This is a genomic window from Bifidobacterium thermophilum (assembly GCF_037482445.1).
Classification (GTDB): domain Bacteria; phylum Actinomycetota; class Actinomycetes; order Actinomycetales; family Bifidobacteriaceae; genus Bifidobacterium; species Bifidobacterium thermophilum_B.
Genome location: NZ_JBBHLY010000003.1, coordinates 319,599 through 342,894, shown reverse-complemented (window position 1 = coordinate 342,894; position 23,296 = coordinate 319,599). Strand labels below are relative to the sequence as shown.

Sequence of the window (23,296 nt, the reverse complement as noted above, 5' to 3'; positions counted from 1 at the left end):
GCCCGCGGGCGTTCCGCGCCCCTCCACACCCGCAGAATCAAACGTCTATCCGCTTCATGCGGAAACGCAACCGTGGCGGTCATGATGCAGGCCAGCACCTGCGGGAGCAGACGCGTCATGCGCAATCGGTCGGCTCGTGCATCGATCCCGATCCGGCGAGGCTGCATGCCCGGGCATACACAACCCGACAGATGCCGACCGGTACCGTCATCATGCATGGGGTTCCGGCCGGTTTCGCATGTCTCGGCATACGCCATCCGTAGAATCCCGCCAGAAGTCGCAGCTGTCGATGGCATTCCGTCAAGTTGCGTATGCCCGGGCATACGCAACCGGATAAGACACCCACAGCCAACAAACCCGCCACCGTGTGAGCCGATGCTCACACGACGACAGGTCGGAACCACAAATCCGAACCCAGCATCACCCAACCGCCCGGTGTGCGAACCAATCCTCACACGGAGACACTCCGACAGTCCCGGATAGTCAATGGGGACTCGTCCACCCATCTCTGTGTGAACCGATCCTCACACGATGACCCGCCCGGCAGTCCAAATGACCGAATCCCGCCATCAGACACCCCACTGTGCGAGCCAATCCTCGCGCGACGACGGGCCAGCTTCGCCGGGTGACCGGTTCCAACCAACCTGCCGCCATGTGAACCGATGCTCACACGCTGACACCGCCGGAACCACAAACCCGAACCCAGCATCACCCAACCGCCCGGTGTGTGAGCCAGTCCTCACACGGTGGCACCTCAACAGACCCGGATGGCCGAATCCAGCCGTACAACCCGCCACCGTGTGAATCAATCCTCCCACACAGGCGCCCTTCATTCCCCGCCAGCAGCAATCACGGCCTGCAACCCGCCGTTGTGCGAGCTGATGCTCGCACACAAGCAGCACTTGGATTTTCAGTGCCGCACATTCATCTTCGCTTCGCCGTGCCGGTACGCGGTTCGCGCGCTGTTTACCTGCACGACACGCGGATGCCACGAAATGTGGATAGAAAATCGAGTTATCCACATTGTGGGGATAACCGTGTGGATAACGCATAAAATTATCCACATATTGGGGATAATTCTGTGGATAGCTTGGGGATAATCCGCCGGTGGCACTACACCGACTTGCATCAATCCCGCCAAAGTGCTATGCACAACAATCCCAGCGAGACGCACGTCCTCGCCGCCTGCCCTGCAACCAACCATCTGCAAACGCCCATCACCATCACGCCCCCTGTATGGCGGCAACAACTTTCGGAATTATTGACGCTGGTGTCAGAAATTCCGAAAGTTATGGACGATTGTTGCGGCGGGCGCAGGACATGGGCGGGGACAGTTGCGCGAGTTCGGCAGCCCGACTCAATCCAGCCCGATCCAACCAGCATTGCCGCCATCCGGCCCACCGTTCGGCCCGGCTCTTGCCTACTCCGGCAAGCTTCACAACAGCCCCGTCAGCCCTGCCCCGTCAGCCCAGCCCAGTCTTGCTCAGCCCTCCATCGCCTCGCGCGCGGCCTGGTACATCATGCGCACGGTCGCTTCGCGCCAGCGCGACCAGCCGTACTGCTTGGTGATCGCCTCGCCGGATGTGGCGCCCAGCGACGAGCCGTCCGCCCGCGTCAGGTCGAACAGCATGTCCAGCAGCACGGGATCGCCGCCCACGCGGTCGGCGAGTTCGCGGCCGACCGCGGGATCCTCCGGATCCTTGCCCGTGGCGAATTGCGAAAGCGTCAGATGCTCGCGCACCAGCAGCGTCGCCCGGCGGACCACCTGGCCGTCGTAGCCCAAACGCCCCAGGATGACCGGCACGTGTCTCGCGCCTTCGGCCGCATGGTCGCGCACGCCCGGCCGCTTGCCGATGTCGTGCAGCAGCCCCGCCAGCAGCAGTGTCGCGTATTGCGTGTCATCGTAGCGCATGCCGCTCGGCGCCTCACGTCCAAGCCGTGAGACGACTTCAATCATATGGCGGTCAATCGTATAGCGGTGCGCCGCGGACGCGGACGGCCGGTTGCGCACGCCCAGCCACTCGGGCATCCACCGGCCCGGCAAATCAACGAAATCAAGCTCCTCCCACACCGGCGGCAGTGCCTGACCCGTGGCCAAGAACCGGATAAACAGTTCGCGCGTCTCGCGGTCCCAACTTTTATCGGTGACCGGGCAATGCTTGAGATTCAGCAGGGTTGACGGGTTAATCGGCAGGCCGTATTCCGCAGCCGCCACCCCGACACGCAACGGGAGGGTCGCGTCCCGGCTCGGCTCGATACCCACGGCGAGGGCCACCTCCTGCTCATGCTCGACCACACCGGGCGCGATGGCTTTGAAGGTCGGCGCCTCACGTTTGCCGCCCGCACGGGGTTGGAACATCTGGAAGAACGCGAACCGCGGTTTTTCGTGGGTGAGCGTGTGCCGTGCGTGCGAAGCCGTGGAATCAAGCGAGAACGCGATGCGGCGACCCAGCGTGGCCAGCAGGGTTTGCAATCCTTCAACCGCATCCGCCTCGCGCTCGCCTTCCGGCAGGGTCGGGTCGGCCAGGCCAAGCATCGCGGCAACTTTCGGCTGGTAGGCGGGCAGCAGCAAGTTGGTTTCCTTGCCTGCGACCACATGCAGGCAGTCGCGCACGTCCAGCAGCCGTTCGACCGCCTCGTCATACGAGCCATGGGGACGGTCGGCGAGCCATGATGCGGCGAGTGCCGACACCAGCACAGTGTCACGCAATCCACCGCGCGCCTCCTTGATATCCGGCTGGTTGAGGTACGGCAGCCGGCCGAACTCCTCAAGCCGCGACGACGCCGAATCAAGCAACTCCTGCAATCGTTTGCGCGCCGCTTTGCGCCAGCGTTCGAGAATGGATTTCGCCGTTTTTTCGATGAGTTCGGTGTCCCCGGCGACCGGCTGTACGAACAGCCAACCCATTGCCGCCGGCAGATCATGGTCGGTCACCGACTCGCACTGCTGCCGGGTGCGAACCGCATGGTCGAGGTCGAGACCGCTGTCCCACAGGGGGTACCACAGTTTGTTGGCCAGTTGGTTGAGCTGGTCGTCCTTCAACGTGTGCGGCTCGACCATGAGTACGACGTCAATGTCGGAGCTCGGGCCGATCTGCCCGCGCGCAAGCGAGCCGACCGCGGCAAGACCCACACCGTGTTCGGGCACGTCGAAGGGCACGGATTCGACCGCTTCCTTCCACAGTTCGCGCAGGCTGGTCATCGCGATTTGCGTACGCTGCTTGCGTTTGTCCTTGCCGTGACGGTAGACGCCGTCGGCGTCCGGCTTGCTGACGTCCATGAAGCGTTGTTTCAATCCATCAACCGCAGAAGCCATATCCCCTCCAAACGAGCCATGTTCCCCGCGATTGGGGCGGACCGCGCATCAGACGCGACCCACACCCGCACGGGTGACGAATGCGCTGGCGCACCGCCCGCCAACAGTCCGCTGGAACCTCGATACGAGCGTATAAAGAATCCCCGCACTGCGCCAGCACGTGCGGGGACCTGTCTTATCAATACCCGACCGTCAGCGCCGCGGCAAACAGACGAAACCGCGACACCGGGGACGGGAGCTTTCAGATGGCGGCCGAACCGGTTTCGCCGGTACGGACGCGGGTGACGGAGTCAAGAGGAGTGACCCAGACCTTGCCGTCGCCGATGGTTCCGGTGCCCGCGGACTTGACGATCACGCCGACCAGCGTTTCCGCGTCGGCATCGTCGGAGAGCACTTCCACGCGAATCTTCGGGATGAGATCCACCGTGTACTCGGCGCCGCGGTAGACCTCGGTGTGGCCGCGCTGGCGACCATAACCATTGGCTTCCGAGACGGTCAGGCCATGCACGCCCGCAGCAGCGAGCGCTTCCTTGACATCATCAAGCTTATGGGGCTGAATAATAGCGGTAATAAGCTTCATCTCACTTCACCTCCTTGAGGACGGAGCTGGCAGTGCCAGCGAAATCATATGCACGCTCGCCCTGGTCGGCCATATCGATGCCGGAGACCTCCTGGGCTTCGGTGACGCGCCAGCCCATCGTCTTCTCAAGCGCGAAGACGATGATCGAGGTCACCACAGCGGAGTAGAGGATGGCGATGAGAGCCACCAGGATCTGGACGACCAGCTGACGCCAGCTGCCACCGGTGAACAGGCCAGTGCCGACACCGAAGAAACCGATGAGCACGGTACCGATCAGGCCGCCGACGCCGTGAACGCCGACCACATCGAGCGAATCGTCATAACCGAACTTGAATTTCAGACCGCACGCCAAGCAGGTGACCACACCGGCGATTGCGCCGATCACCATGGCCCACAGCGGGGAGACCACGTCGGCCGCAGGGGTGATGGCGACCAGACCGGCCACCATACCGGATGCCGCGCCGACCGCGGTGTAATGACCGGAACGCACCTTCTCGGTGAAGCCCCAGGCGAGCATTGCGGCGGCCGCAGCAGCGGTTGTGCTGACCCACGCGTAGCCGGCAGTGCCGTTCGCGCCGAACGCAGAACCGGCGTTGAAGCCGAACCAGCCGAACCACAGCAGGAACGCGCCGAGCATGACGAACGGAACGTTGTGCGGGCGAATCGGCTGCGTGCCGAAGCCCTTGCGCTTGCCGATGATGAGCACGGTGACAAGGGCCGCGGTAGCCGCGTTGATGTGGACGACCGTACCGCCTGCGAAATCATGCGCGGCGGCGCCGAGAGCCTGCGAAATGGCACCCGTCGGGGACAGCAGGCCGCCGTTCCAAACCATGTGCGCCATCGGGGCGTAGTCGAAGGTGATCCACAGAGCCACGAACAGCATCCAGGTGCTGTACTTCACGCGTTCAGCGATCGCGCCGGTGATCAGCGCGACGGTGATCATCGCGAAGGTGGCCTGGAATGCCACATCAATGCTGCCCGGATAATCCCCGGACGTGTTGGCGGCGGTGAACACGCCGTCCTTGGCTACCATGGAGTCCTTGAGCAGGAAGCCGGTGGCCGGATCGCCGAAGATCCCGCCGATATCCTTGCCTGCGTATGCGATCGACCAGCCCCAGAACGTCCAGATGATTGCGGTGACCGAAATCGCGGCCGCCGACAGCATCAACATGTTCAGAACGGCCTTCGCGCGGACCATGCCGCCGTAGAAGAACGCCACACCAGGCGTCATCAAAAAGACCAGAGCCGCGGATGTCAACATCCACGCTGCATTTCCGGTGTCCATACATTACCTCCCTCTCCGGCGCCCGCCTTGGACGAGGCGGGCGGGCGAGCGAACCACTCACTTGTAATCCCCGTGTGAGGACTGACATGGTCATGGAACGCCCGCCGGGTTTTCGGAACGTTACGGAATGTTACGCCAAAGTTACAGCGTATTGGACATTTCCGCGTTCTCGTCTCGAATTCCGCGCTTTGCGGGGGACTGTGGGCGGGACATCCCCGCCCGTGTTGATGACCACATTGTGGGCATTGTCCAACGGCAGGCCACAGGTGACGGGCCAGAGGACGGCTACCTCGTGCTATTTGGCGGCGGCGGCCTCCTTCGCCGTTGCGCCGGTGGCACCAGCGGCCTCGGCTTCAGCTTCGCGGGCGACACGGGCCTCATAGGCGTCCTCGCTCTTGGTGAGCACGCTCGGCTCGAAGTCAGCGTAGGCGGCGACCAGGCCGTGTTCAGGCAGATCAAGGCCGGACAGCTCCTCCTTGGCAGAGACGCGCAGACCGATCGTATGCTTGATCGTCCAGAAGATGATGATCATGGTGACCGTGGTCCAGGCCGCAACCACGACCACGCCCAGCAGCTCCACGCCGAACAGCTTCAATCCGCCGCCGTAGAACAGGCCGCCGTCCTTCGCGAACAGGCCGACCAGCAGGGTGCCGCCGGCACCGCAGCAACCGTGGGCGGCGAACGCCCCGACCGGGTCATCGATCTTGAACTTGTTTTCGACGATGGACGCGGCGTACACGTAGATGAACGCGCAGATCAGGCCGATGAAGAAGGCGCCGACCGGGCTGACCACATCGCAGCCCGCGGTGATGCCGATCAGGCCGGCGAGCGCGCCGTTGATGGTCAGGCCGACATCCGGCTTGCCGTACTTCTTCCACGCGAGGAACATCGCGGTGAGCGCGCCGACAGCAGCCGCAAGGTTCGTGGTGATGAAGATGCTGCCCATCTCCACCCAGGTGTCCTTGCCGTCAGCGGTGATTGTGGAGCCGGGGTTGAAGCCGAACCAGCCGATCCACAGCAGGAAGATGCCAAGCATGGCGAGTGTGATGCTGTGGCCGGGGATTGCGCGGGCCTTGCCGTTCTTGTCGAACTTGCCGATACGCGGGCCGAGGAAGATCGCGCCGATCAGCGCGGAGATGCCGCCGACCATGTGCACCACGGTGGAGCCGGCGAAATCATGGAAGCCGAGCTGGGCGAGCCAGCCGTCCGAGTTCCAGCACCAGTGGCCGGAAATCGGGTAGACGATCGCGGAAATCAGGGCGCTGTAAATCAGGTAGGCGGAGAACTTCGTGCGTTCCGCCATGGCGCCGGAGACGATGGTCGCGGATGTCGCGCAGAACACAGTCTGGAACATCAGGTAGACCATCGTCGGAACGTATTGGTTGTACTGGTAGCTGCTTGTCACGAAGAAATCAGGCTTGCCGATGATGCCGCCGATGGACGGGCCGAACATGATGCCGAAACCGAAAATCCAGAACAGAACCGTGCCGATACAGTAGTCCATCAGGTTCTTCATGGCGATATTGCCGGCGTTCTTCGCTCGCGTGAAGCCTGTCTCAAGCATCGCGAAGCCGGCTTGCATCATGAACACCAGCGTCGCGGCGAGCAATGTCCAGATGACATTGGTCGATGACATGGCACCCACTTCCTTTCCTCTCTTGGGGATGGCTGTCTGAATCCGACAGGCTTGGACTCGGTATCCGCCACAGGGGCCGGCCTCGACCGCCCCTGCACGCCCCGGATTCTGGCAACCATGCTAAACAGGCGGATTTCAGGGGAATGCAAGCGCTGTTACGGGCGTATCACGTAGATTGCGCCCATGTAACGGCCGATACCGCGGCGAGATTACAGTAATTCCATATATATGAAGGCGTTGGCCTGCGGATTGTACAGGCGGCAGGAATACGTACATTCTTGTGCGCATATCTGTACATATCCGTGCACGCCGAGAGCGGTGGGGCGCCGATGGCCGAAATGTCCAAGGCGCCCGGGAAGGAAGGTTCCGATGGCGGTGTTCGTCGCAACGTTATGCGCGATCCTGGTGCTGACCATGCTGTCCGGCGCGATATGCCGGAAAACCGGGCTGCCCGAGGTCGTCGGGCAGATCGTGGTGGGCATCGTCTGCGGACCAGCCGTACTCGGGGTGATGCAGCCGAGTGATTCCACCGAACTGTTCAGCAATATCGGCATCATCGTGCTCATGTTCCTCGGTGGCGTGGGCTGCGACCTGGGGCTGCTCAAACGTTACTCCAAGGCGGCGCTCATCGTGGCGTGCATGGGCGTGATCGCACCGGTGCTCATCATGGGCGGGGCAAGCATGGTGTTCGGGTTCGATCTCATGTCGTCGCTGTTCATCGGCGTGGTGTTCTCCGCGACATCCGTATCCATTTCGGTGGCGGTGCTCAAGGAGGCGGGGCGTCTTGACACGAAGGAAGGCGCGTCGATTCTGGGCGCTGCCGTTGCGGACGACGTGATCGGCGTGATCCTGCTCAGCGTGATGAGCACGCTGATCAGCACCGGCAGCGTTTCCGTTCAGCAACTTGGGTTGATTGCACTCAAGCAGGTCGCGTTCTTCGCGGGGACGGTGGTCGTGGTGCTGTGGGTCGCGCCTTGGCTGATGACCTTGGCCGCGCTTATCAAAGCGCCGAGTGGCATCGCGATTATGGCGACGATCATCTGCCTGGCAATGGCCTGGTGCTCGGAGCTTGTGGGGCTGAGCTACGCGGTGGGCGCGTTCTTCGCGGGCATCGCCGTGAGCCGCAGCGACTACCGCGAGCAGGTGGACCGCGACATCGAACCGATCGGCAACTGCTTCTTCGTGCCGCTGTTCTTCGTGAGCATCGGTCTGAACACCGAAGCGGTGCATGATATGCATCTGATGTGGTTCATCGTGGCGATGACCTTGCTGGGCGTCATCACGAAGATCGTCGGATGCGGACTGGGCGCGCGGATGGCCGGATTCAACGGACGCAGCTCCATGGTCATCGGCACGGGTATGATCCCACGCGGCGAAATGGCGCTGATCACCGCGCAAATCGGTTTCTCGCAGCATATTCTGTCGGACAACTACTATTCAACGATCATCTTCACGATCTCGCTGGTGACACTCATCGCGCCGCTGTTCCTGAAGGCGGCGCTGCGGGGCGCGCCAGCTCGGGATGATGCGGCCGGAGTTGATAGCCCGGCGAGCGAGGCCGGCACAATCGGCGCCACAGCAACAGTCTCCTGATGCGCTGCGGTGAGCCAGTCACCCCACACCGGCGATTGGCTTGCAATATCTACAAACTGGTGGCGCATAGAAGCACGTCAGCGTAACCAGTTTTGAATGACAACGACATTCGGATACGCGAGGTAGGTACCGGCTGTCGCGGAAGGCGCATGATGATGCCGCCGACACGCTTCGTTGCGCACGGCGGCATCGTCACGCTGTGGTGGCGCTACCACGCTGCGGCAGCACCACACCGCTTCGGTTCCGGGCTCCAGTTTCGGACTTCAGTGTCAGGCGAGGATGCCGTCGACGAAATCCTCCGGTTTGAAGGGCGCCAGATCGTCCGGGCCTTCACCCAGACCGACCAGCTTGACCGGCACACCAAGCTCCTTCTGCACGGAAATCACGATGCCGCCCTTCGCGGAACCATCCAGCTTGGACAGCACGACACCGGTGATGCCAATCGCCTGGGCGAACACCTTCGCCTGTTCCATGCCGTTCTGGCCGGTGGTCGCGTCGAGGACGAGCAGCACCTCATCGACCGGCAGGTTCTTCTCGGTGACGCGGCGGATCTTGCCAAGCTCGTCCATGAGATTCGCCTTGTTCTGCAGACGGCCCGCGGTATCGATGATCAGCACGTCCGCGTTCTCGTCCTTCGCGCGCTGCGACGCCTCGAACGCAACAGAAGCCGGGTCGGCGCCATCCTTGTCGGAACGCACGACCGGCACGTTGACCTTCGCACCCCAGGTTTCCAGCTGGTCGGCGGCCGCCGCGCGGAAGGTATCCGCCGCGCCGAGCATCACGCTCTTGCCGTCGGCGACGAACAGGCGCGCGAGCTTGCCCGCGGTCGTGGTCTTGCCGGTGCCGTTGACACCGACCATGATGATGACGCTCGGCTTGTGCGCTTCGGGCTTGTCGGCGTTCAGACGACGGTCGGTATCCGTACCGACCATCGCGAGCAGCTTGGAACGCAAGGCCTCGCGCACCTGAGCGGGGTCGTGTGTGCCGGTGATGCGGGCGTCGTTGCGCAGTTCATCGACCAGCTGCTCGGAAGCTTCCGCACCGACATCGGCCATGAGCAGCGTGTCCTCGACATCCTCCCAATCAGCCTCGGACAGGTGGTCCTTGGCGAGGATGTTGAACAGGGCCTTGCCGAAGGGGTTCGCGCTGTTCGCGAGGCGCGCCTTCAGACGGGTCATGCGGGAGGTCGCGGATTCCGGCGTCTGCGGCTGGGATTCTGCGGTCTGGGAAGCCTGGCTCTCAGGTTGGGCGGATTGGGCCGAACCGGCGGATTCGGTTGGCGAAGCCGCTGATTGCGCTGATTCGGCTTGTTCCGTCGATTCGGCCGATTCAGCTCCCGCCTTCTGGTCGGACGGTGTCGGTGCAGCCCCGGCTTCGGAACCGGCTTCGGAACCGGCAGCCTGTTTCGCCGCAATCGCCTTGTCGGCGGCCGCTTTCGCCGCGGCCTCACGGTCCTCACGGGCCTGCTCGGCCGCATCGATGCGCTTCTTGCGCGAACGGTCGGCAAGCACGCCGGCGACAATGAGCGCGATGGCGATAACCGCCACCACAACAATCGCGATAATCTGTTGAGTATCCATACCCCCAGCCTATGGTTTTCAAGGGACAGGCGAGACTAGACGCGCAAATCCAGAATGCCGGACAGACGCAACGGCAGCAACCCACAGATGGGCACACAACCTCGGCAATACCAAAGAGATACGTACACATCTGCCGACGCCCGCACCACCCCACGCCCGGCAACCGGCAGATGGGAACGCATCCCCGACAAGCCGACACCACCCAACCACAACAACCCGCAGATACGCGCACATCTCAACAGCACCGGCGAAATACGCATCCAACCGCCGGGTTCTGCGCCGCAGGGCGAACAGGAACCTCGAGATACCTTGCTATCTTTGGGTGCCTTTGAGCGCCAGCGCCCCGGGACGAGGTATCCGCCCCCGGCGGCACCGCCGACCCACCATCCCGCCACACAGCTGAAATCCACAAGGGGTGAGAAACTAGACACTATGGCAGGTAGTTCGAGGATGACGTCGTATCAGCGGCGCGAGCAGCTCATTGCAATCGGGAGGGCATTGTTCGCGTCCAAAGGGTTCGAAGCGGTGAGCGTCGAGGAAATCGCCGCCAGCGCGAAAGTCAGCAAGCCCATCGTCTACGAGCATTTCGGCGGCAAGGAAGGCTTGTACGCCGTGGTCGTCGACCGCGAAATGCGCGCGCTGACCGACGCACTCATCGGTTCCCTCAGCGACACGGACGCCCACCCCCGGCAGATCGTGGAACGCGCCGCCCTCGCACTCCTCACCTACATCGAGGAGAATCCGGAAGGCTTCCAAGTCCTGGTGCGGGATTCCCCCAGCACCGACCCGACCGGCTCGTTCAGCTCGCTGCTCGGTGATGTGAGCTCAAAAGTCGAACAGATCCTCGTCGAATGGTTCAAACGCCAGCATCTTCCCGTCAAAAGCGCGCCGTACTACGCGCAGATGCTTGTCGGCATGACCGTGTTCACCGGCCAGTATTGGGCCGACCGCCCCAAGCTCGGCAAGGAACAGCTCGCCGCGCTCATCGTCAACCTCGCCTGGCATGGTCTGTCCCGACTCGAAGCCAAGCCGGAACTGCGCTATGAGGGCGCGAAGGCCAAGCGTGCGCGCGAAGCGGCTGAAAAGGCGGCGCAGAAGACGAAGCGCGGCGATGGCGGCGAACAGCGCAATCCGCCCGCCGCAGACGCCAACTCCGTCGACACCGCCGACACCGCCGACACCGCGGAACCGATTCCGCCGGCTGCTGCAAATCAGGCGGATTCTGTGCCTCCAGAGAACGCGACCCCGGAGAACGCGGCATAATCCGGGCACCTTCCGCGACTTGAACCTGCGGTAACGCCTTTGTGAAATCCTCATGCAAATCAGGCGCCGAAACCCGCAAATCGGGCAAGCCCCGCCACGCCGCCACACTCCCCGTGATAGCCTTGCACGGGACATACAGAAGGTGAAGCAATGACTAATTTCACGGACGCCACGCCGGATTCTCACCACAGCGTTCAACGGGGAACGTCACAGCAGGCCAAGACGTTGACTTTCGTTGTGCCCGCATACAACATGGAGCAATATCTCGAGCGTTGTGTCGCCTCGCTGCTCGACACGCCCGATACCAGCGACATTGAGGTCCTCATCGTCGACGACGGTTCGTCCGACACGACCCCCGCGCTCGCGGACCGGCTCGAAGCCGCGCATCCCGGCACGGTCAGGGCGGTCCACCAGCCGAACAAGGGCCATGGCGGCGCAGTCAACACCGGCATTCGCGAAGCCGCCGGCATGTACGTGAAGGTCGTGGACGCCGACGACTGGGTCGGCAGCGACTCGCTCGGCAAAGTCATGCAAGCCTTGCGAGCGCAGCGTACAGAGCAGGAACCCATCGACCTGCTGGTCACCGATTACGTGTACGACAAGGTCGGCAAGCGCAACAAGCATGTCGTGCATTTCAGCAACGTGATGGATGCGAACCGGCGGCTCGGCTGGGACGATCTGCGGCATTTCGGCATCTCGCAATACATGATCATGCACGCGCTCACCTTCCGCACCTCGGTGGTGCGCGAATCAGGCATGATCTTGCCGGAGCACACGTTTTATGTTGATTTTATTTATTCGTATCAGCCGTTCCCATGGGTGCGCAGGCTCATGTACCTGGATACGCCGTTCTACCATTACTTCATCGGGCGCGAAGGCCAGTCCGTGCAGACCGATGTGATGATCCGGCGCGTGCGGCAGTTGCAACTCGTCAACCATCTCATGCTCGAGGCGACACCGGAACGCGGCACCGTGCCGGACGGGCTGTACAGGTACATGATCCACTTCCTGTCGATCAACAGCGTGGTGACCAGCGTTTTCCTGATTCTGTCGCGCGACCGTGAAAATTACCGTCAGAAGGACCGGCTGTGGCACGACATCGATGTCACTTCGCCGCAAATCGGGCATGACGTGCGGCATAAACTCGTCTCGCGCGCAATCAACCTGCACGGGCGGACCGGGCGATTCATCATCCGGCACGGCTACAACATCGCCGAACACGTCGTCGGTTTCAACTGACAACCGTTGTCCCGGGCCGGCTACACCGCAACGGGTTTCGGGCGGTAGCCGGTCCGAGAGCCTAGGGCGCTCAGCGGTCGGACATGGCGAAGGCGTTGCGCATCAGGTTGCTGGACGTGTACAGCACCTTGCTGAGCAGCTCCTGGGTTTGCGAACGCAAGTAATCCGCCATCTGCTGGTTCGCCTGCTCGAGGGCGTCGCACGCAGTACGGCAATCGGCGGATTCTCCGGAAGTAGCATCGTCGGCCGCCTCGACGGGTGCATCCACGCGCACGCCGTTATGCTTGATGCCTTCGACATCCTCGATATCGGCGCAACTCACGGCATGTCCAGCACCGGCACCCGCGACACCCGCACCAACGCCCGTTGCGCCCCGCAGCGCGGCATCAACACGCGCGATATGCGCATGCCCTTGCGACATGACATTCTCACGGTAATGCTCGATCGCGTTGCTGTTCGACACATAATGTGGGTCGGCGAGCGCCGCGATAATCCGGCTCGTCCAGTAGAACGAGTCCGTCGACACCTCCGCGCCCGTGTCACGCAAATACGCGGGCGTGTCGCGCACATTCGTGTAGAACGGTGTGAGCGTGGTGAACGGGCCGGACCCGTATTGCAACCACATCACCGACCGGTTCGATTCCGGCTCGTACGGGCGGATTTGCAGCAATCCCATCTGCCCGGTGCGGTTGATGCCAATCGGACGATACCGATGCCGCGTCTCATCCGTACCGCGCGTACCATACGGGTCGTACGGCGTGTCCTCGAAATGCGAAGCCATCAAAAACGCGACATCCTCTACCGTCACGCGGTTCTCCGGTCGGCGGCACCATGGAATGTCATCAGATATCGGCGTGTACCGGGCAGCAGGCGAGTCCCAATCCTCGCTCGGGTTCAGATAACGCTCCATATACCAGGCGCGCGGGGTGTTGTAAATATGGTCTTTCGTCGTGCGCGTGCCGAACAGCGTGCGCGGATTGAACTTCTCCGCAAACCGCACGCCATTACCCACGCCATTGCCCATGCCGCGGTCGAGATGATTATCACGGATGAACTCCACCAAATCGGCGCTGCACATATGATCGTGGGCATCGCCGAACGCATCCTCCACATCGAAATCGTCAAGCCCCAACTGGTTGGGAATCGCAGCATAGCAGTCATCCGGCACACGCTTGGCAATCCAATGGTGTCCGCCAATCGTCTCCACATACCACACGTCGTCCACATCCGAAATGGCGATGCCGTTCGCCTCGTACGTGCCAAACCGTTCCAGCAGCTCGCCCAGCCGACGCACACCCTCACGCGCGGAATGCACATACGGCAGCACCAGCGTGATGAAATCCTCCTCGCCGATGCCACCAGGGATTTCCGGCCGGTAATCATCATCGCCGGGCTTGCCGTGGGCCGGCTGCAATTCGACCATCGGGTCGGCGCCGAGCACCCGCTCGTTCACCGCGATCGTCTCGGTCGCGCTCATCGCGATATTGCGCTCGCTGATCCCGCATTCCGCGAGGATTCCGCGGCCGGGCAGTGCGTTCGGGACAATGCTGTAGCGGCACGGGTCGTCCGGCAGGTCGATGCTCACGTGGCTCAGTTCGCTGCGGTAATGCCGCGGCTGGTCGCACGGGTTGACGGCGATGAAGCGTTTCGGGTCGTAGCGGCCGGAACCGGAATCATCGTTGCGGGCGATCATGGTCGAGCCGTCAATAGTGGCGGATTTTCCGACAAGAAGCGTAGTACAAGACATGATTCTACTGTAGAACGGCATCGGGATGGGCTGGGCAGAGGCGGGGTCGGGCTGATAGCCCGCGATAGGCGATTGGTATAGCCGCGCCGGAAACGGTCACCGGCCCGACCTATACAGTTGATAGATACGAATCCGCCATATAGGTCCCGTGAAAGGAGCGTCAATGATCACCATCCGCGACGTGCATAAACGTTTCGGCGAGCATGATGTGCTCACCGGTATCGATCTTGATATTCCGCACGCGGCGACGGTTACCGTCATCGGTCCGTCCGGATCGGGCAAATCCACGCTGCTGCGTGTCATCGACGTGCTCGAACATGCCGATAGCGGCACCATCGATTTCGGCGACGGTCCGGTCGATTTAGCGACCCGCGACAAGGCGACGATCCGCGCAATCCGCTCACGCATCGGCTTCGTGTTCCAGAACTACAATCTGTTCGCCAACAAAACGGCGCTGCAGAACGTGACTGAGCCGTTGATCTACGCGCAAGGCAAGCCGCGCAAGGAGGCGGAAGCCATCGGGCGCGAGCAGCTTGACCGCGTGGGGCTCGCCGACTTCGCCGACCGCTACCCCAGCACCCTGTCCGGCGGGCAACAACAACGCGTGGGCATTGCACGGGCCATCGCTGCGAAACCCGAACTTCTGCTGCTTGACGAGCCCACCTCCGCCCTCGACCCGGAGATGGTCGGCGGCGTACTCGAAGTCATCCGGCAGCTCGCCTCGGACGGCATGACCATGCTGATGGTCACCCATGAGATGCGGTTCGCTAGGGAGGCTTCCGACCATGTCGTGTTCTTCGAGCACGGCGGCATTGTGGAGCAAGGCACGGCAAGCGACATTTTCGACCATCCGTCGCAGCCGAGGACCGCGGAATTCCTGCAATCCTTCGCTTCCTGATCCTCGTCTCAGGCCACACGCCAATCGTCGACTGCCTGCCAGCGCAGTCCCCGCAATCGGCACGCCTCTGCCATATGCCAAACGTCATACGTCATCGTCGGCAATCAATCACCATCAATCACATACAAATACAAGGAGAGCAACCATGACCACACGCACACGCCACACCCTGCGGCTCGCCGCCGCGGCCCTCGCCGCCATCACCCTGATCGCGCCCCTGGGCGCTTGCGGTTCCTCCAGCTCGTCTACCAGCGCACTGCAGGAAGTCAAGAACAAGGGAACGCTGGTCTTCGGCACCGAAGGCACCTACGCGCCCTACAGCTACCATGATTCGAAAACCAACAAGCTCACCGGCTACGACGTGGATGTCGCCACCGCCGTTGCCAAGGACCTTGGCGTGAAAGCCGAATTCTCCGAAGCGAACTTCGATTCGCTGCTCGCCAGCGTGGATTCGAAGAAAACCGACAGCGTGGCCAACGAAATCACCGTCACCACCGAACGCAAGGCGAAATACGATTTCACCGAGCCGTACGCCTACTCCTACGGCGTGGTCGTCACCCGCAAGAACGACAATTCCGTCAAATCCTTCGACGATATCAAAGGCAAGAAAGACGCCGGGCAGAACGGTAGCAACTGGGCGAAAGTCGCGCAAGACAAAGGCGCGACGCTCGTACAGGTCAACGATTTCTCACAGGCCGTGGAAACCCTGACCTCCGGGCGCGCCGACGTGATCGTCAACGACGGGCTCGCCGTACTCGACTATCTCAAGCAGAAGCCGAACGCCGACATCAAAATCGCCGTGAAAAGCGAGAAAACCCCGGCCGCGTACTTCCCGCTGCGCAAGGGCAGCGACGACCTGACTCAAGCGATCAACAAGTCCATTGCCAAGCTGCGCAAGGACGGAACGCTCAAGAAGATCTCTGAGAAGTACTTCGGCGAGGACGTCTCCACCAAGTAGCCCTCGGTTTCGCAGGGAATTGAAATCCGGCATAGAGTACGAAAGGAGCCGCAATGGACGGCAGGGTCTGGCAGATTGTCGTCGATTCATTCGGCAAACTACTGATTCCAGGAATCACGGTGACGATTCCGCTCACCTTGGTCTCCTTCGCCATCGGCCTGGCGCTGGCGATTATCGTGGCGCTCACCCGCGTGGCGCACACGCCGGTGCTCACGCAGATCGCGCAGTTCTACGTGTGGGTGTTCCGCGGGACCCCGCTGCTCGTGCAACTGTTCGTGATCTTCTTTGGCCTGCCGTCCATCGGCGTGACCATCCCGGCGATTCCGTCCGCTATAATCGCGTTCTCGCTCAACGTGGGCGCCTACGCGTCCGAGACCTTGAGAGGCGCAATCGAAGCGGTGCCGCGCGGGCAGTTCGAGGCGGGGTACGCGACGAATATGTCGTACGTGACGATCATGCGGCGCATCGTGTTGCCGCAGGCGTTCCGGTCGGCGTTCCCCGCGCTGTTCAACACGTTCATCTCGCTGGTCAAGGACACGTCGCTCGCCGCGAATATCACCGTCGTCGAGATGTTCATGACCGCGCAGCGCATCACCGCGGTGTATTACGAGCCGCTCGCACTGTACCTTGAGGTCGGGGTCATCTACCTGCTGTTCTGCACGGTGCTCACCTGGGTGCAGCACTGGTGCGAGCGGCGGTTGGCGGCACACAGCTGATTGCGGGGCGCTGTCCGTTTTGCGCGGACTGCGAATCCCGATGCCGGACAGCTGCATCAGCCATCGTCTTGCCTTAGCATAGGCAACCAACGCGCGGGGCGAACGGACGGGAGCCCCGCCGGCAACCATCAACGAAAGAAGGAACCATGAGCGATATCAACGTGTACGGCGCAAGCTGGTGCGGCGACTGCAAGCGGGCCAAGGAGGCGCTGAACCGGTTCGGCGCGGCGTTCGACTGGCACGACATCGAGCAGGAGGACGGCGCCGCTGACAAGGCCGTGAGCATCAGCGGGCAGAAGCACATCCCGGTCGTCCAGTATGCGGACGGATCGTTCCAAGTTGAGCCGTCAGCCAACGATATCAAGGCGAAATTGCAGGAGCTGGGCGCGCTGCCGGCGGAGGCGTAAGCGCGGCCTGGCGCAACCATGGCTGAACCGCGTGGGCGGCTGAGGCGTGAAGCCGTGGCTGAGTCATAAGCGTGCTGAAACGCAAGCACGACTGGGGTCCGCGGAGTCACTGACCGAAACCGTCGAAAGGCGCAGGCGCGTTGGCGGTTGATTCCCGCGAGCCCCAGCCGCTCACGCACCTCCATCGGCAATGACCGGCGTGCCGGTCGAGCCATGGTGTACAATACCGTTTGTTGCCCCTCTAGCTCAATTGGTTAGAGCAGCGTCCTTTTAAGTCGTGGGTTGTGGGTTCGAGTCCCACGGGGGGCACTTTTCTCAGAGTTCGCATGTGGTGTAGATTCGCCGCGCATACAGCAAATTCCCCCGCATGGATTGTCCCCAATTTGCCACGTAAGGGACTGCTTCCCCAAACTGCGTTGATACAATAAATGATACAATAAATGATACAAAACACGGCAAGGATGGCCGCATATCTGTATCAAGAGTGATGAACTCCCCTTTCCTTTCGCCTGATGGCTGTTGGGCGATTTGTTGCAATGTTGCCGGGTCATCTGCCTGATGGCAGCGAATCTGCACAACACAAATAAGTATGATAAGAGGCGCGGCGAGTCTTGCGACGCGGGCTGCGGGGGACTACTGTGACAACCACGGTATGTTCGTAGCGGCAATCACCGAGGATTGTTGCGACAACCGAAGCACGGAGTGGAGGGCGAAGATGGACGACAAGCACAGCAACAACCGCAACAGAGCGATTCGTGCGGCTTTGGCGGCGGTAGTCGTCGCGGCAATGATTATCGCGGCGACGGTCGCGCTGACGGGTATCATCGGCGGACATGCCGAGCGCGGCGGGCACGGCGGATATGCTGCGAAAGAGCAGGCATCCTCGGCAACAAGCCCATCAACCTCAACAAGCGACACATCCAAAGGCAGCACCGGCGGCAAACGTGCGACGGCTCCGAAACTTCCGGCATCATATACGCGGCAAATCGAGGAATCGCTCGACGCCGGCAAGCTGGCAATCGAAAACGGTGACGGCGAGCCCGCAGGCGCGGAGCTTGTCACGCAATTCGGCCCATCGCCCAGCTATTCCACCGGAACATACGGATTGCGGCAGCTCAATGTCGCGCACAACGTGGAGAACCTCCAGATCGAGGCGGGAACCTATCAGCTGACGGTGTACTGCATCGGCACGGGAAATCTGACGGCTGATTACGAAATCGGTAGCACCGCGAAACGCGGTACCGTACGGTGCGACGACAAGCGGGTGGAACAAACAACGTTGAGCATCGACTCGGACGGCAACGACACCGCCCGTATCGTCACCATCACCCCGTCCTACGGCACCGCCTGCGTGTTTGCCTATCAGATTCTGCGCTTCCCGCAGTGACCGCCGTATGGGTGGTGGTGTGCGGTAGATTTCCGACGATTTTGCGGGAACCCGGCTTATGCGTGGCGGATTTGTACCACAGGTAAGGCTGATAGGACCGACCGGACCGCCGCCCCGGCATTTTGGGCGGCGAGGGTCATGTCCGACTGGTGACGGTTGAGGTCTTCGTACGCCTCACCGCAACGGTTGCTCATCGCCCGCACGGCCAGGAAAGGCACGCGGTTCTTGGCACACACGTGGGCGGCGGCTGCGCCTTCCATCTCCTCGCAGTCGCCATGCCAGACGCGGCGGGTGTGCTCGAGCACGTCGGGATCGGTGTTGAACTGGTCACTGGTCGCGATTGTGCCGAGCGTGTACCGACGGTTGGAATCGTTGTCAGTGGCGGCAGTGGCGGCAGTGGTGACGGCGGCAGTGGCAGCACCGTCCATTTCGGCCAACGACGGCACGCGACGATACCCCTGCTCGTCCAGCACCTGGCAGGCGAGCGCAGAAAGACGGTCATCGGACGTATACGTGTGCAGGAAGGGGTCGCATTCGGCAATGATGTCGTTGTTGGTCTCCAAGTACACCAGCGAACCGCCGACCACAATATCCCCGACCTCCAACAGCGGATTGAGACTGCCAGCAATACCGCTGAATATCAGGGCATCCGGATGATATTCGCAGATCAGCATCTGGGCGGCGGCACCTGCGGCGACCTTCCCCATACCGCCCACGCACACGACGACAGACACCTCACCAAGCTGCCCGGTGACCAGATCAGTGCCGTACCGGCGGTTGCGCTCGATTCCATGCAACGTCTCGACGATGGGTTCAGCTTCCTGCGGCAGCGCACACAGCACCGCGATGCGATGATGAGTCTCCATACTCCGATCGTCGGGCACGGTTGCGACATTCGGCGGACGGTCGACACGCCCAGCGGGAGACGGATGGCGGCAGACGAATGGCGGCGGGCGGATGGCGGACGATTACCCGGCCGTTGTGCGACGTGGCAGTTGCACGACGGGCAGGATAGCCTGATGGCACAGCCGTGCCCCCGTGATATCTGGCCGCCCTGCGATCGGGCAGTCACACGGCGGAGAGATATCCCAATCCCATCGGCAGATAACCGCCAAATCCGGCCGGGATGCGACCGAGCAGTCGCACGGCGGGAAGATAGCGCGACGACAGAACCGAAATCCGCAGATACCTCACAACCATGCGGCACGTCAGTCGCACGGCAGGAAGATACCTGACGAACAACAATCCGCCTGCTAGGACACCACGCTCCCGTGCGACCGGGCAGTCGCACGACGGAGAGATAGCACCTCCCCACTGCCGATAGCCACCGGTATCCGGCCGATTTGCAACCGGGGAATCACACAACGCTGAGATAGCTCAACGACAGAACCGAAACCGGCCGACATCTGACAGCCATGCGACACGTCAGTCGCACGGCAGGAAGATACCTGACGAACAACAATCCGACTGCTAGGACACCACGCTCCCGTGCGACCGAGCAGTCACACGGCAGGAAGATACCCGGCAGACAGCAAGCCAAAACAGGGCGCCCACCGCGATACGCCAGTCGTGAAATCCGCACCGCAGCGCGGACGGCCCGGAACCAAACACCTCCCCCACACGTATTATTGCCACTATGAGTAACACACCAATCTGGACCAACCCGCTGCGCGACCCGCGCGACCTGCGTCTTCCGCGCATCGCCGGCCCGTGCAGTCTGGTGATTTTCGGCGTAACCGGTGATTTGGCTCAGAAGAAGCTCCTGCCAGCCGTCTACGACCTGGCGAACCGCGGTCTGTTGCCGCCGAGCTTCGGTCTGACAGGCTTCGCCCGCCGCGACTGGACCAACGAACATTTCATCGAATTCGTCAAGAAGGCAGTCAAGGCCCGTTGCCGCACCCCGTTCAAGGAATCCACGTGGGAGAACCTCGCCAAGGGCATCCGTTTCGTACAAGGCACCTTCGACGACCCGGCTGCATTCGAACGGCTGAGCAACACCGTGCAGGAACTTGACCGCGACCGCGGCACGCAAGGCAATCACGCCTTCTACATGTCGGTGCCGCCGCGCGCGTTCCCGCTGGTATCCAAGCAGCTCGCCGCATCCGGCCTGTCACGCTCTACCGAAGGCGCATGGCGTCGCGTGATCATTGAGAAGCCGTTCGGCCATGACCTGGAAAGCGCCCGCGAGCTTGACCGCGTGGTGTCCGAGGTCTTCGACCCGAGCTCGGTGTTCCGCATCGACCATTATCTCGGCAAGGAAACCGTGCAGAACATCCTCGCGCTGCGATTCGCGAACGAGATGTACGAGCCGATCTGGAATTCGAACTACGTCGATCACGTGCAGATTACGATGGCCGAGGATATCGGCATCGGCGGTCGTGCCGGCTACTATGACGGCATCGGCGCTGCACGCGATGTCATCCAGAACCATCTGCTGCAGCTCATGGCGCTCACCGCGATGGAGGAGCCGGTCAGCTTCTCCGCGCAGGATCTGACTGCTGAGAAGACCAAGGTGCTGTCCGCCGTCCGCCTGCCGAAGGACCTGCGCGCCCACACCGCCCGCGGCCAGTACGCCCGCGGCTGGCAGGGTTCGCACGAAGTGGTCGGCTACCTGGACGAAAAAGGCATCGACAAGTCAAGCACCACCGAAACGTATGCAGCGATTCGCCTCGACGTGGACACCCGCCGCTGGGCTGGCGTCCCGTTCTATCTGCGCACCGGCAAGCGTCTGGGCAAGCGCGTCACCGAAATCGCCGTCGTGTTTAAGCGCGCCCCGCACCTGCCGTTCGAGCAGACCGCGGTCCGCGAACTCGGCAGCAATGCGGTCGTGATTCGCGTGCAGCCGGACGAGGGCGTGACCATGCGGTTCGGCGCGAAAGTCCCCGGCGGCTCCGCGATGGAAGTACGTGACGTGTCCATGGACTTCAGCTATGGCCGTTCATTCACCGAAAGCTCCCCGGAAGCCTACGAACGCCTGATTCTTGACGTGTTGCTCGGCGATCCGCCGCTGTTCCCGACCACCGAGGAAGTGGATCTGAGCTGGAAAATCCTCGACCCGATCGAACAGTTCTGGTCGACGCTCGGCCAGCCGCAGCCCTATCGTTCCGGCACGTGGGGCCCGGCTGAAGCCGACGAGATGCTGGCCCGCGACGGCCGCCATTGGAGGATGCCATGATTATCGACCTGCCTAATACACGAACCCGCGAAATCTCCGCGAAAATCGACGAGCTGCATGAGGAGCGCGGCGAATCGGCGACCGGGCGCGTGCTCACACTGCTGATCCGTACCGACGACGCCGAGCTTGAGAACTCACTGGAAGTCGCGAATGCGGCGAGCCGTGAGCATCCTTGCCGCGTGATTGCGATTGTGCCGAACACGCATGCCTCCATCGCTTCCGGCGCAGCGAAGGCCGAAGGCGAGGATGCGTCCAAGGAATCCAATCTCGACGCGCAAGTGCGATTCGGCGCGGACGCAGGCGCCGGCGAAGTGATTGTGCTCCGCCCGCGCAACGGCCTGGTCGATCATCTCGATACGCTGGTCATCCCGCTGCTCGTGCCGGATGCGCCGGTCGTAGCCTGGTGGCCGACGAATCCACCCTCCAACCCGTCGAAGGACCTGTTGGGCGCCATGGCGTCGAGCCGTATCACCGACGCGATGCGTTCCAGCAACCCGGAAGCCACCATCGAACGGCTCCGTCGCAACTGGTCCGCCCAGGATGTGGACCTGTCGTGGACGCGTCTGACCGTATGGCGTGCCATGCTCGCCTCCATGGTCGACCAGCCGCCTCACATCCCGATTGTGCGCGCCCGCGTCATCGCGCCGAACGACTTCCTGCCCGCGGACCTGCTGTGCGCGTGGCTGCGGCTCAAGCTCAATGTGCCGGTTGATTTCGAAGCTGACGAGCATGCTGAGGCGGTCACGGGCGTGTATCTGACCCGTCAGGACGGCGGCGTGCTGTCGCTGGAACGCCCGCACGAGGACCAGTCAATCATCAGCATCCCCGGGCAGACCCCGCAGCCGATCAGCGTGCCGGTGCGTACGCTCGAAGACTGCCTGACCGAGGAGCTGCGCCGCATGGACCCTGACGAGGTTTACGCGGACGTCATCAACAAAGGCTGGGATCTGATCTGGCACTGAATCAAACGGATTGACGGCCCCGGACCTGATGACCGAATACCGGTTATTCGGTCATCGGGTTCATCACGATAACGCGACGCCCGGCTGTGCGGCGCCGACTGGGAATTGCTTCCCGATCGGTGTCACGCAGCCGGGTGTTGCTGGTGTTGCTGGCGTTGTCGGTACTTGGAGCCAAGCGGCACGAACACGACCATGTTGGCGCCGGTGCGTTCCTTCATGGTGCGCAGGCTTTCGCGGGCTTCGTCAGTGGCGAGTTCGCCGCGGCGGGCGAAGGGGCGAAGGTGATGCCGTGGATTTGTTCGGGCAGCATGTGGTTCTCCTTTGATGTGCTGGCGCTGGCCACGCATCGTCAAGTTGATGCGTGCGCAATTTTCGCATTCCCAGCATAACCGCTTAAGTTGTTGCGACAGGCCGAATTTGAAGATTGATTTCACGAGCTCGACTTGGCAGGGACATCAGGAAGTCTTACGCGACGCAGACGGCTGCGTAATCGCACAGAGCCGCGCTGATGTCACGCAACCAGTCACGCAATAGACCACGCAGACGTCCCCACA

18 protein-coding genes and 1 tRNA gene are annotated in these 23,296 nt (G+C 62.2%); 11 read left to right on the top strand and 8 right to left on the bottom strand.

Annotation, left to right across the window (positions count from 1 at the left end):
• Nucleotides 1–1,483: 1,483 nt before the first annotated feature.
• The 4 genes from WD012_RS04055 to WD012_RS04040 all read right to left on the bottom strand — a co-directional run bounded on the left by WD012_RS04055 (nt 1,484) and on the right by WD012_RS04040 (nt 6,817).
• Entirely contained in the window at nt 1,484–3,316 is a 1,833-nt protein-coding gene (locus WD012_RS04055; RefSeq protein ID WP_339562491.1) for a [protein-PII] uridylyltransferase family protein, read from the bottom strand.
• A 241-nt stretch (nt 3,317–3,557) separates the two neighbouring features.
• A complete protein-coding gene (locus WD012_RS04050) occupies nt 3,558–3,896 on the bottom strand; it encodes a P-II family nitrogen regulator (RefSeq protein WP_015449732.1) in 339 nt (112 codons plus the stop codon).
• Between the two features lies 1 nt (nt 3,897).
• On the bottom strand, nt 3,898–5,181 hold the full coding sequence (locus tag WD012_RS04045; RefSeq protein ID WP_033506608.1) for an ammonium transporter: 1,284 nt from the start codon (nt 5,179–5,181) through the stop codon (nt 3,898–3,900).
• Nucleotides 5,182–5,476: 295 nt separating this feature from the next.
• Entirely contained in the window at nt 5,477–6,817 is a 1,341-nt protein-coding gene (locus WD012_RS04040; RefSeq protein ID WP_339562490.1) for an ammonium transporter, read from the bottom strand.
• 369 nt (nt 6,818–7,186) lie between these two features.
• Between WD012_RS04040 and WD012_RS04035 the strand changes: the two genes are divergently transcribed.
• Nucleotides 7,187–8,410, top strand: a complete 1,224-nt coding sequence (locus WD012_RS04035) for a cation:proton antiporter (protein WP_339562489.1) — start codon at nt 7,187–7,189, stop codon at nt 8,408–8,410.
• A 269-nt stretch (nt 8,411–8,679) separates the two neighbouring features.
• Here WD012_RS04035 and ftsY read toward each other — a convergent pair whose 3' ends face one another.
• Nucleotides 8,680–9,990 (bottom strand): signal recognition particle-docking protein FtsY, encoded by a 1,311-nt coding sequence (ftsY, locus tag WD012_RS04030; RefSeq protein WP_339562488.1) that lies wholly within the window; start codon nt 9,988–9,990, stop codon nt 8,680–8,682.
• 450 nt (nt 9,991–10,440) lie between these two features.
• On the opposite strand from ftsY, the gene WD012_RS04025 reads away from it, so the two are divergent.
• Nucleotides 10,441–11,253 (top strand): TetR/AcrR family transcriptional regulator, encoded by an 813-nt coding sequence (locus WD012_RS04025; protein WP_422614352.1) that lies wholly within the window; start codon nt 10,441–10,443, stop codon nt 11,251–11,253.
• A gap of 150 nt (nt 11,254–11,403) precedes the next feature.
• Nucleotides 11,404–12,492, top strand: a complete 1,089-nt coding sequence (locus WD012_RS04020) for a glycosyltransferase family 2 protein (protein ID WP_339562486.1) — start codon at nt 11,404–11,406, stop codon at nt 12,490–12,492.
• Nucleotides 12,493–12,562: 70 nt separating this feature from the next.
• Here WD012_RS04020 and WD012_RS04015 read toward each other — a convergent pair whose 3' ends face one another.
• Complete coding sequence (locus WD012_RS04015; RefSeq protein WP_339562485.1) at nt 12,563–14,239, bottom strand: C69 family dipeptidase; 1,677 nt, start codon at nt 14,237–14,239, stop codon at nt 12,563–12,565.
• A 163-nt stretch (nt 14,240–14,402) separates the two neighbouring features.
• On the opposite strand from WD012_RS04015, the gene WD012_RS04010 reads away from it, so the two are divergent.
• The 6 genes from WD012_RS04010 to WD012_RS03985 all read left to right on the top strand — a co-directional run bounded on the left by WD012_RS04010 (nt 14,403) and on the right by WD012_RS03985 (nt 18,605).
• A complete protein-coding gene (locus tag WD012_RS04010) occupies nt 14,403–15,137 on the top strand; it encodes an amino acid ABC transporter ATP-binding protein (RefSeq protein WP_339562484.1) in 735 nt (244 codons plus the stop codon).
• Nucleotides 15,138–15,282: 145 nt separating this feature from the next.
• Nucleotides 15,283–16,095: a transporter substrate-binding domain-containing protein gene (locus tag WD012_RS04005; RefSeq protein ID WP_339562483.1), complete on the top strand. Its 813-nt coding sequence runs from the start codon at nt 15,283–15,285 to the stop codon at nt 16,093–16,095.
• Nucleotides 16,096–16,148: 53 nt separating this feature from the next.
• The gene (locus tag WD012_RS04000) at nt 16,149–16,811 is read left to right on the top strand and encodes an amino acid ABC transporter permease (protein WP_339562482.1); all 663 of its coding nucleotides are present in this window, start codon (nt 16,149–16,151) and stop codon (nt 16,809–16,811) included.
• Nucleotides 16,812–16,957: 146 nt separating this feature from the next.
• The gene (locus WD012_RS03995) at nt 16,958–17,218 is read left to right on the top strand and encodes a mycoredoxin (RefSeq protein WP_044092619.1); all 261 of its coding nucleotides are present in this window, start codon (nt 16,958–16,960) and stop codon (nt 17,216–17,218) included.
• A gap of 235 nt (nt 17,219–17,453) precedes the next feature.
• Nucleotides 17,454–17,527: transfer RNA gene (locus WD012_RS03990), tRNA-Lys, on the top strand.
• Nucleotides 17,528–17,933: 406 nt separating this feature from the next.
• Nucleotides 17,934–18,605, top strand: coding sequence for a hypothetical protein (locus WD012_RS03985; protein ID WP_339562481.1), 672 nt, complete (start codon nt 17,934–17,936; stop codon nt 18,603–18,605).
• A 56-nt stretch (nt 18,606–18,661) separates the two neighbouring features.
• Here the strand turns inward: WD012_RS03985 and WD012_RS03980 are convergent, their stop codons facing one another.
• Nucleotides 18,662–19,471 (bottom strand): 5'-methylthioadenosine/S-adenosylhomocysteine nucleosidase, encoded by an 810-nt coding sequence (locus WD012_RS03980; protein WP_339562480.1) that lies wholly within the window; start codon nt 19,469–19,471, stop codon nt 18,662–18,664.
• Nucleotides 19,472–20,241: 770 nt separating this feature from the next.
• On the opposite strand from WD012_RS03980, the gene zwf reads away from it, so the two are divergent.
• Together zwf and WD012_RS03970 are read left to right on the top strand one after the other, a co-directional pair.
• A complete protein-coding gene (gene zwf, locus WD012_RS03975) occupies nt 20,242–21,780 on the top strand; it encodes a glucose-6-phosphate dehydrogenase (RefSeq protein ID WP_339562479.1) in 1,539 nt (512 codons plus the stop codon).
• Nucleotides 21,777–22,742: a glucose-6-phosphate dehydrogenase assembly protein OpcA gene (locus WD012_RS03970; protein ID WP_339562478.1), complete on the top strand. Its 966-nt coding sequence runs from the start codon at nt 21,777–21,779 to the stop codon at nt 22,740–22,742. The genes zwf and WD012_RS03970 overlap by 4 nt, the downstream gene beginning before the upstream one ends.
• 122 nt (nt 22,743–22,864) lie before the next feature.
• On the opposite strand, the gene WD012_RS03965 is transcribed toward WD012_RS03970, so the two are convergent.
• Complete coding sequence (locus tag WD012_RS03965; RefSeq protein WP_339562477.1) at nt 22,865–23,176, bottom strand: hypothetical protein; 312 nt, start codon at nt 23,174–23,176, stop codon at nt 22,865–22,867.
• Nucleotides 23,177–23,296: the final 120 nt, after the last annotated feature.

What these genes read in the sequence shown, in the direction of transcription:
- WD012_RS04055 (WP_339562491.1), bottom strand. Translation starts at nt 3,316, where the DNA reads ATGGCTTCTGCGGTTGATGGATTGAAACAACGCTTCATGGACGTCAGC.
- WD012_RS04050 (WP_015449732.1), bottom strand. Translation starts at nt 3,896, where the DNA reads ATGAAGCTTATTACCGCTATTATTCAGCCCCATAAGCTTGATGATGTC.
- WD012_RS04045 (WP_033506608.1), bottom strand. Translation starts at nt 5,181, where the DNA reads ATGGACACCGGAAATGCAGCGTGGATGTTGACATCCGCGGCTCTGGTC.
- WD012_RS04040 (WP_339562490.1), bottom strand. Translation starts at nt 6,817, where the DNA reads ATGTCATCGACCAATGTCATCTGGACATTGCTCGCCGCGACGCTGGTG.
- WD012_RS04035 (WP_339562489.1), top strand. Translation starts at nt 7,187, where the DNA reads ATGGCGGTGTTCGTCGCAACGTTATGCGCGATCCTGGTGCTGACCATG.
- ftsY (WP_339562488.1), bottom strand. Translation starts at nt 9,990, where the DNA reads ATGGATACTCAACAGATTATCGCGATTGTTGTGGTGGCGGTTATCGCC.
- WD012_RS04025 (WP_422614352.1), top strand. Translation starts at nt 10,441, where the DNA reads ATGACGTCGTATCAGCGGCGCGAGCAGCTCATTGCAATCGGGAGGGCA.
- WD012_RS04020 (WP_339562486.1), top strand. Translation starts at nt 11,404, where the DNA reads ATGACTAATTTCACGGACGCCACGCCGGATTCTCACCACAGCGTTCAA.
- WD012_RS04015 (WP_339562485.1), bottom strand. Translation starts at nt 14,239, where the DNA reads ATGTCTTGTACTACGCTTCTTGTCGGAAAATCCGCCACTATTGACGGC.
- WD012_RS04010 (WP_339562484.1), top strand. Translation starts at nt 14,403, where the DNA reads ATGATCACCATCCGCGACGTGCATAAACGTTTCGGCGAGCATGATGTG.
- WD012_RS04005 (WP_339562483.1), top strand. Translation starts at nt 15,283, where the DNA reads ATGACCACACGCACACGCCACACCCTGCGGCTCGCCGCCGCGGCCCTC.
- WD012_RS04000 (WP_339562482.1), top strand. Translation starts at nt 16,149, where the DNA reads ATGGACGGCAGGGTCTGGCAGATTGTCGTCGATTCATTCGGCAAACTA.
- WD012_RS03995 (WP_044092619.1), top strand. Translation starts at nt 16,958, where the DNA reads ATGAGCGATATCAACGTGTACGGCGCAAGCTGGTGCGGCGACTGCAAG.
- WD012_RS03985 (WP_339562481.1), top strand. Translation starts at nt 17,934, where the DNA reads ATGGACGACAAGCACAGCAACAACCGCAACAGAGCGATTCGTGCGGCT.
- WD012_RS03980 (WP_339562480.1), bottom strand. Translation starts at nt 19,471, where the DNA reads ATGGAGACTCATCATCGCATCGCGGTGCTGTGTGCGCTGCCGCAGGAA.
- zwf (WP_339562479.1), top strand. Translation starts at nt 20,242, where the DNA reads ATGAGTAACACACCAATCTGGACCAACCCGCTGCGCGACCCGCGCGAC.
- WD012_RS03970 (WP_339562478.1), top strand. Translation starts at nt 21,777, where the DNA reads ATGATTATCGACCTGCCTAATACACGAACCCGCGAAATCTCCGCGAAA.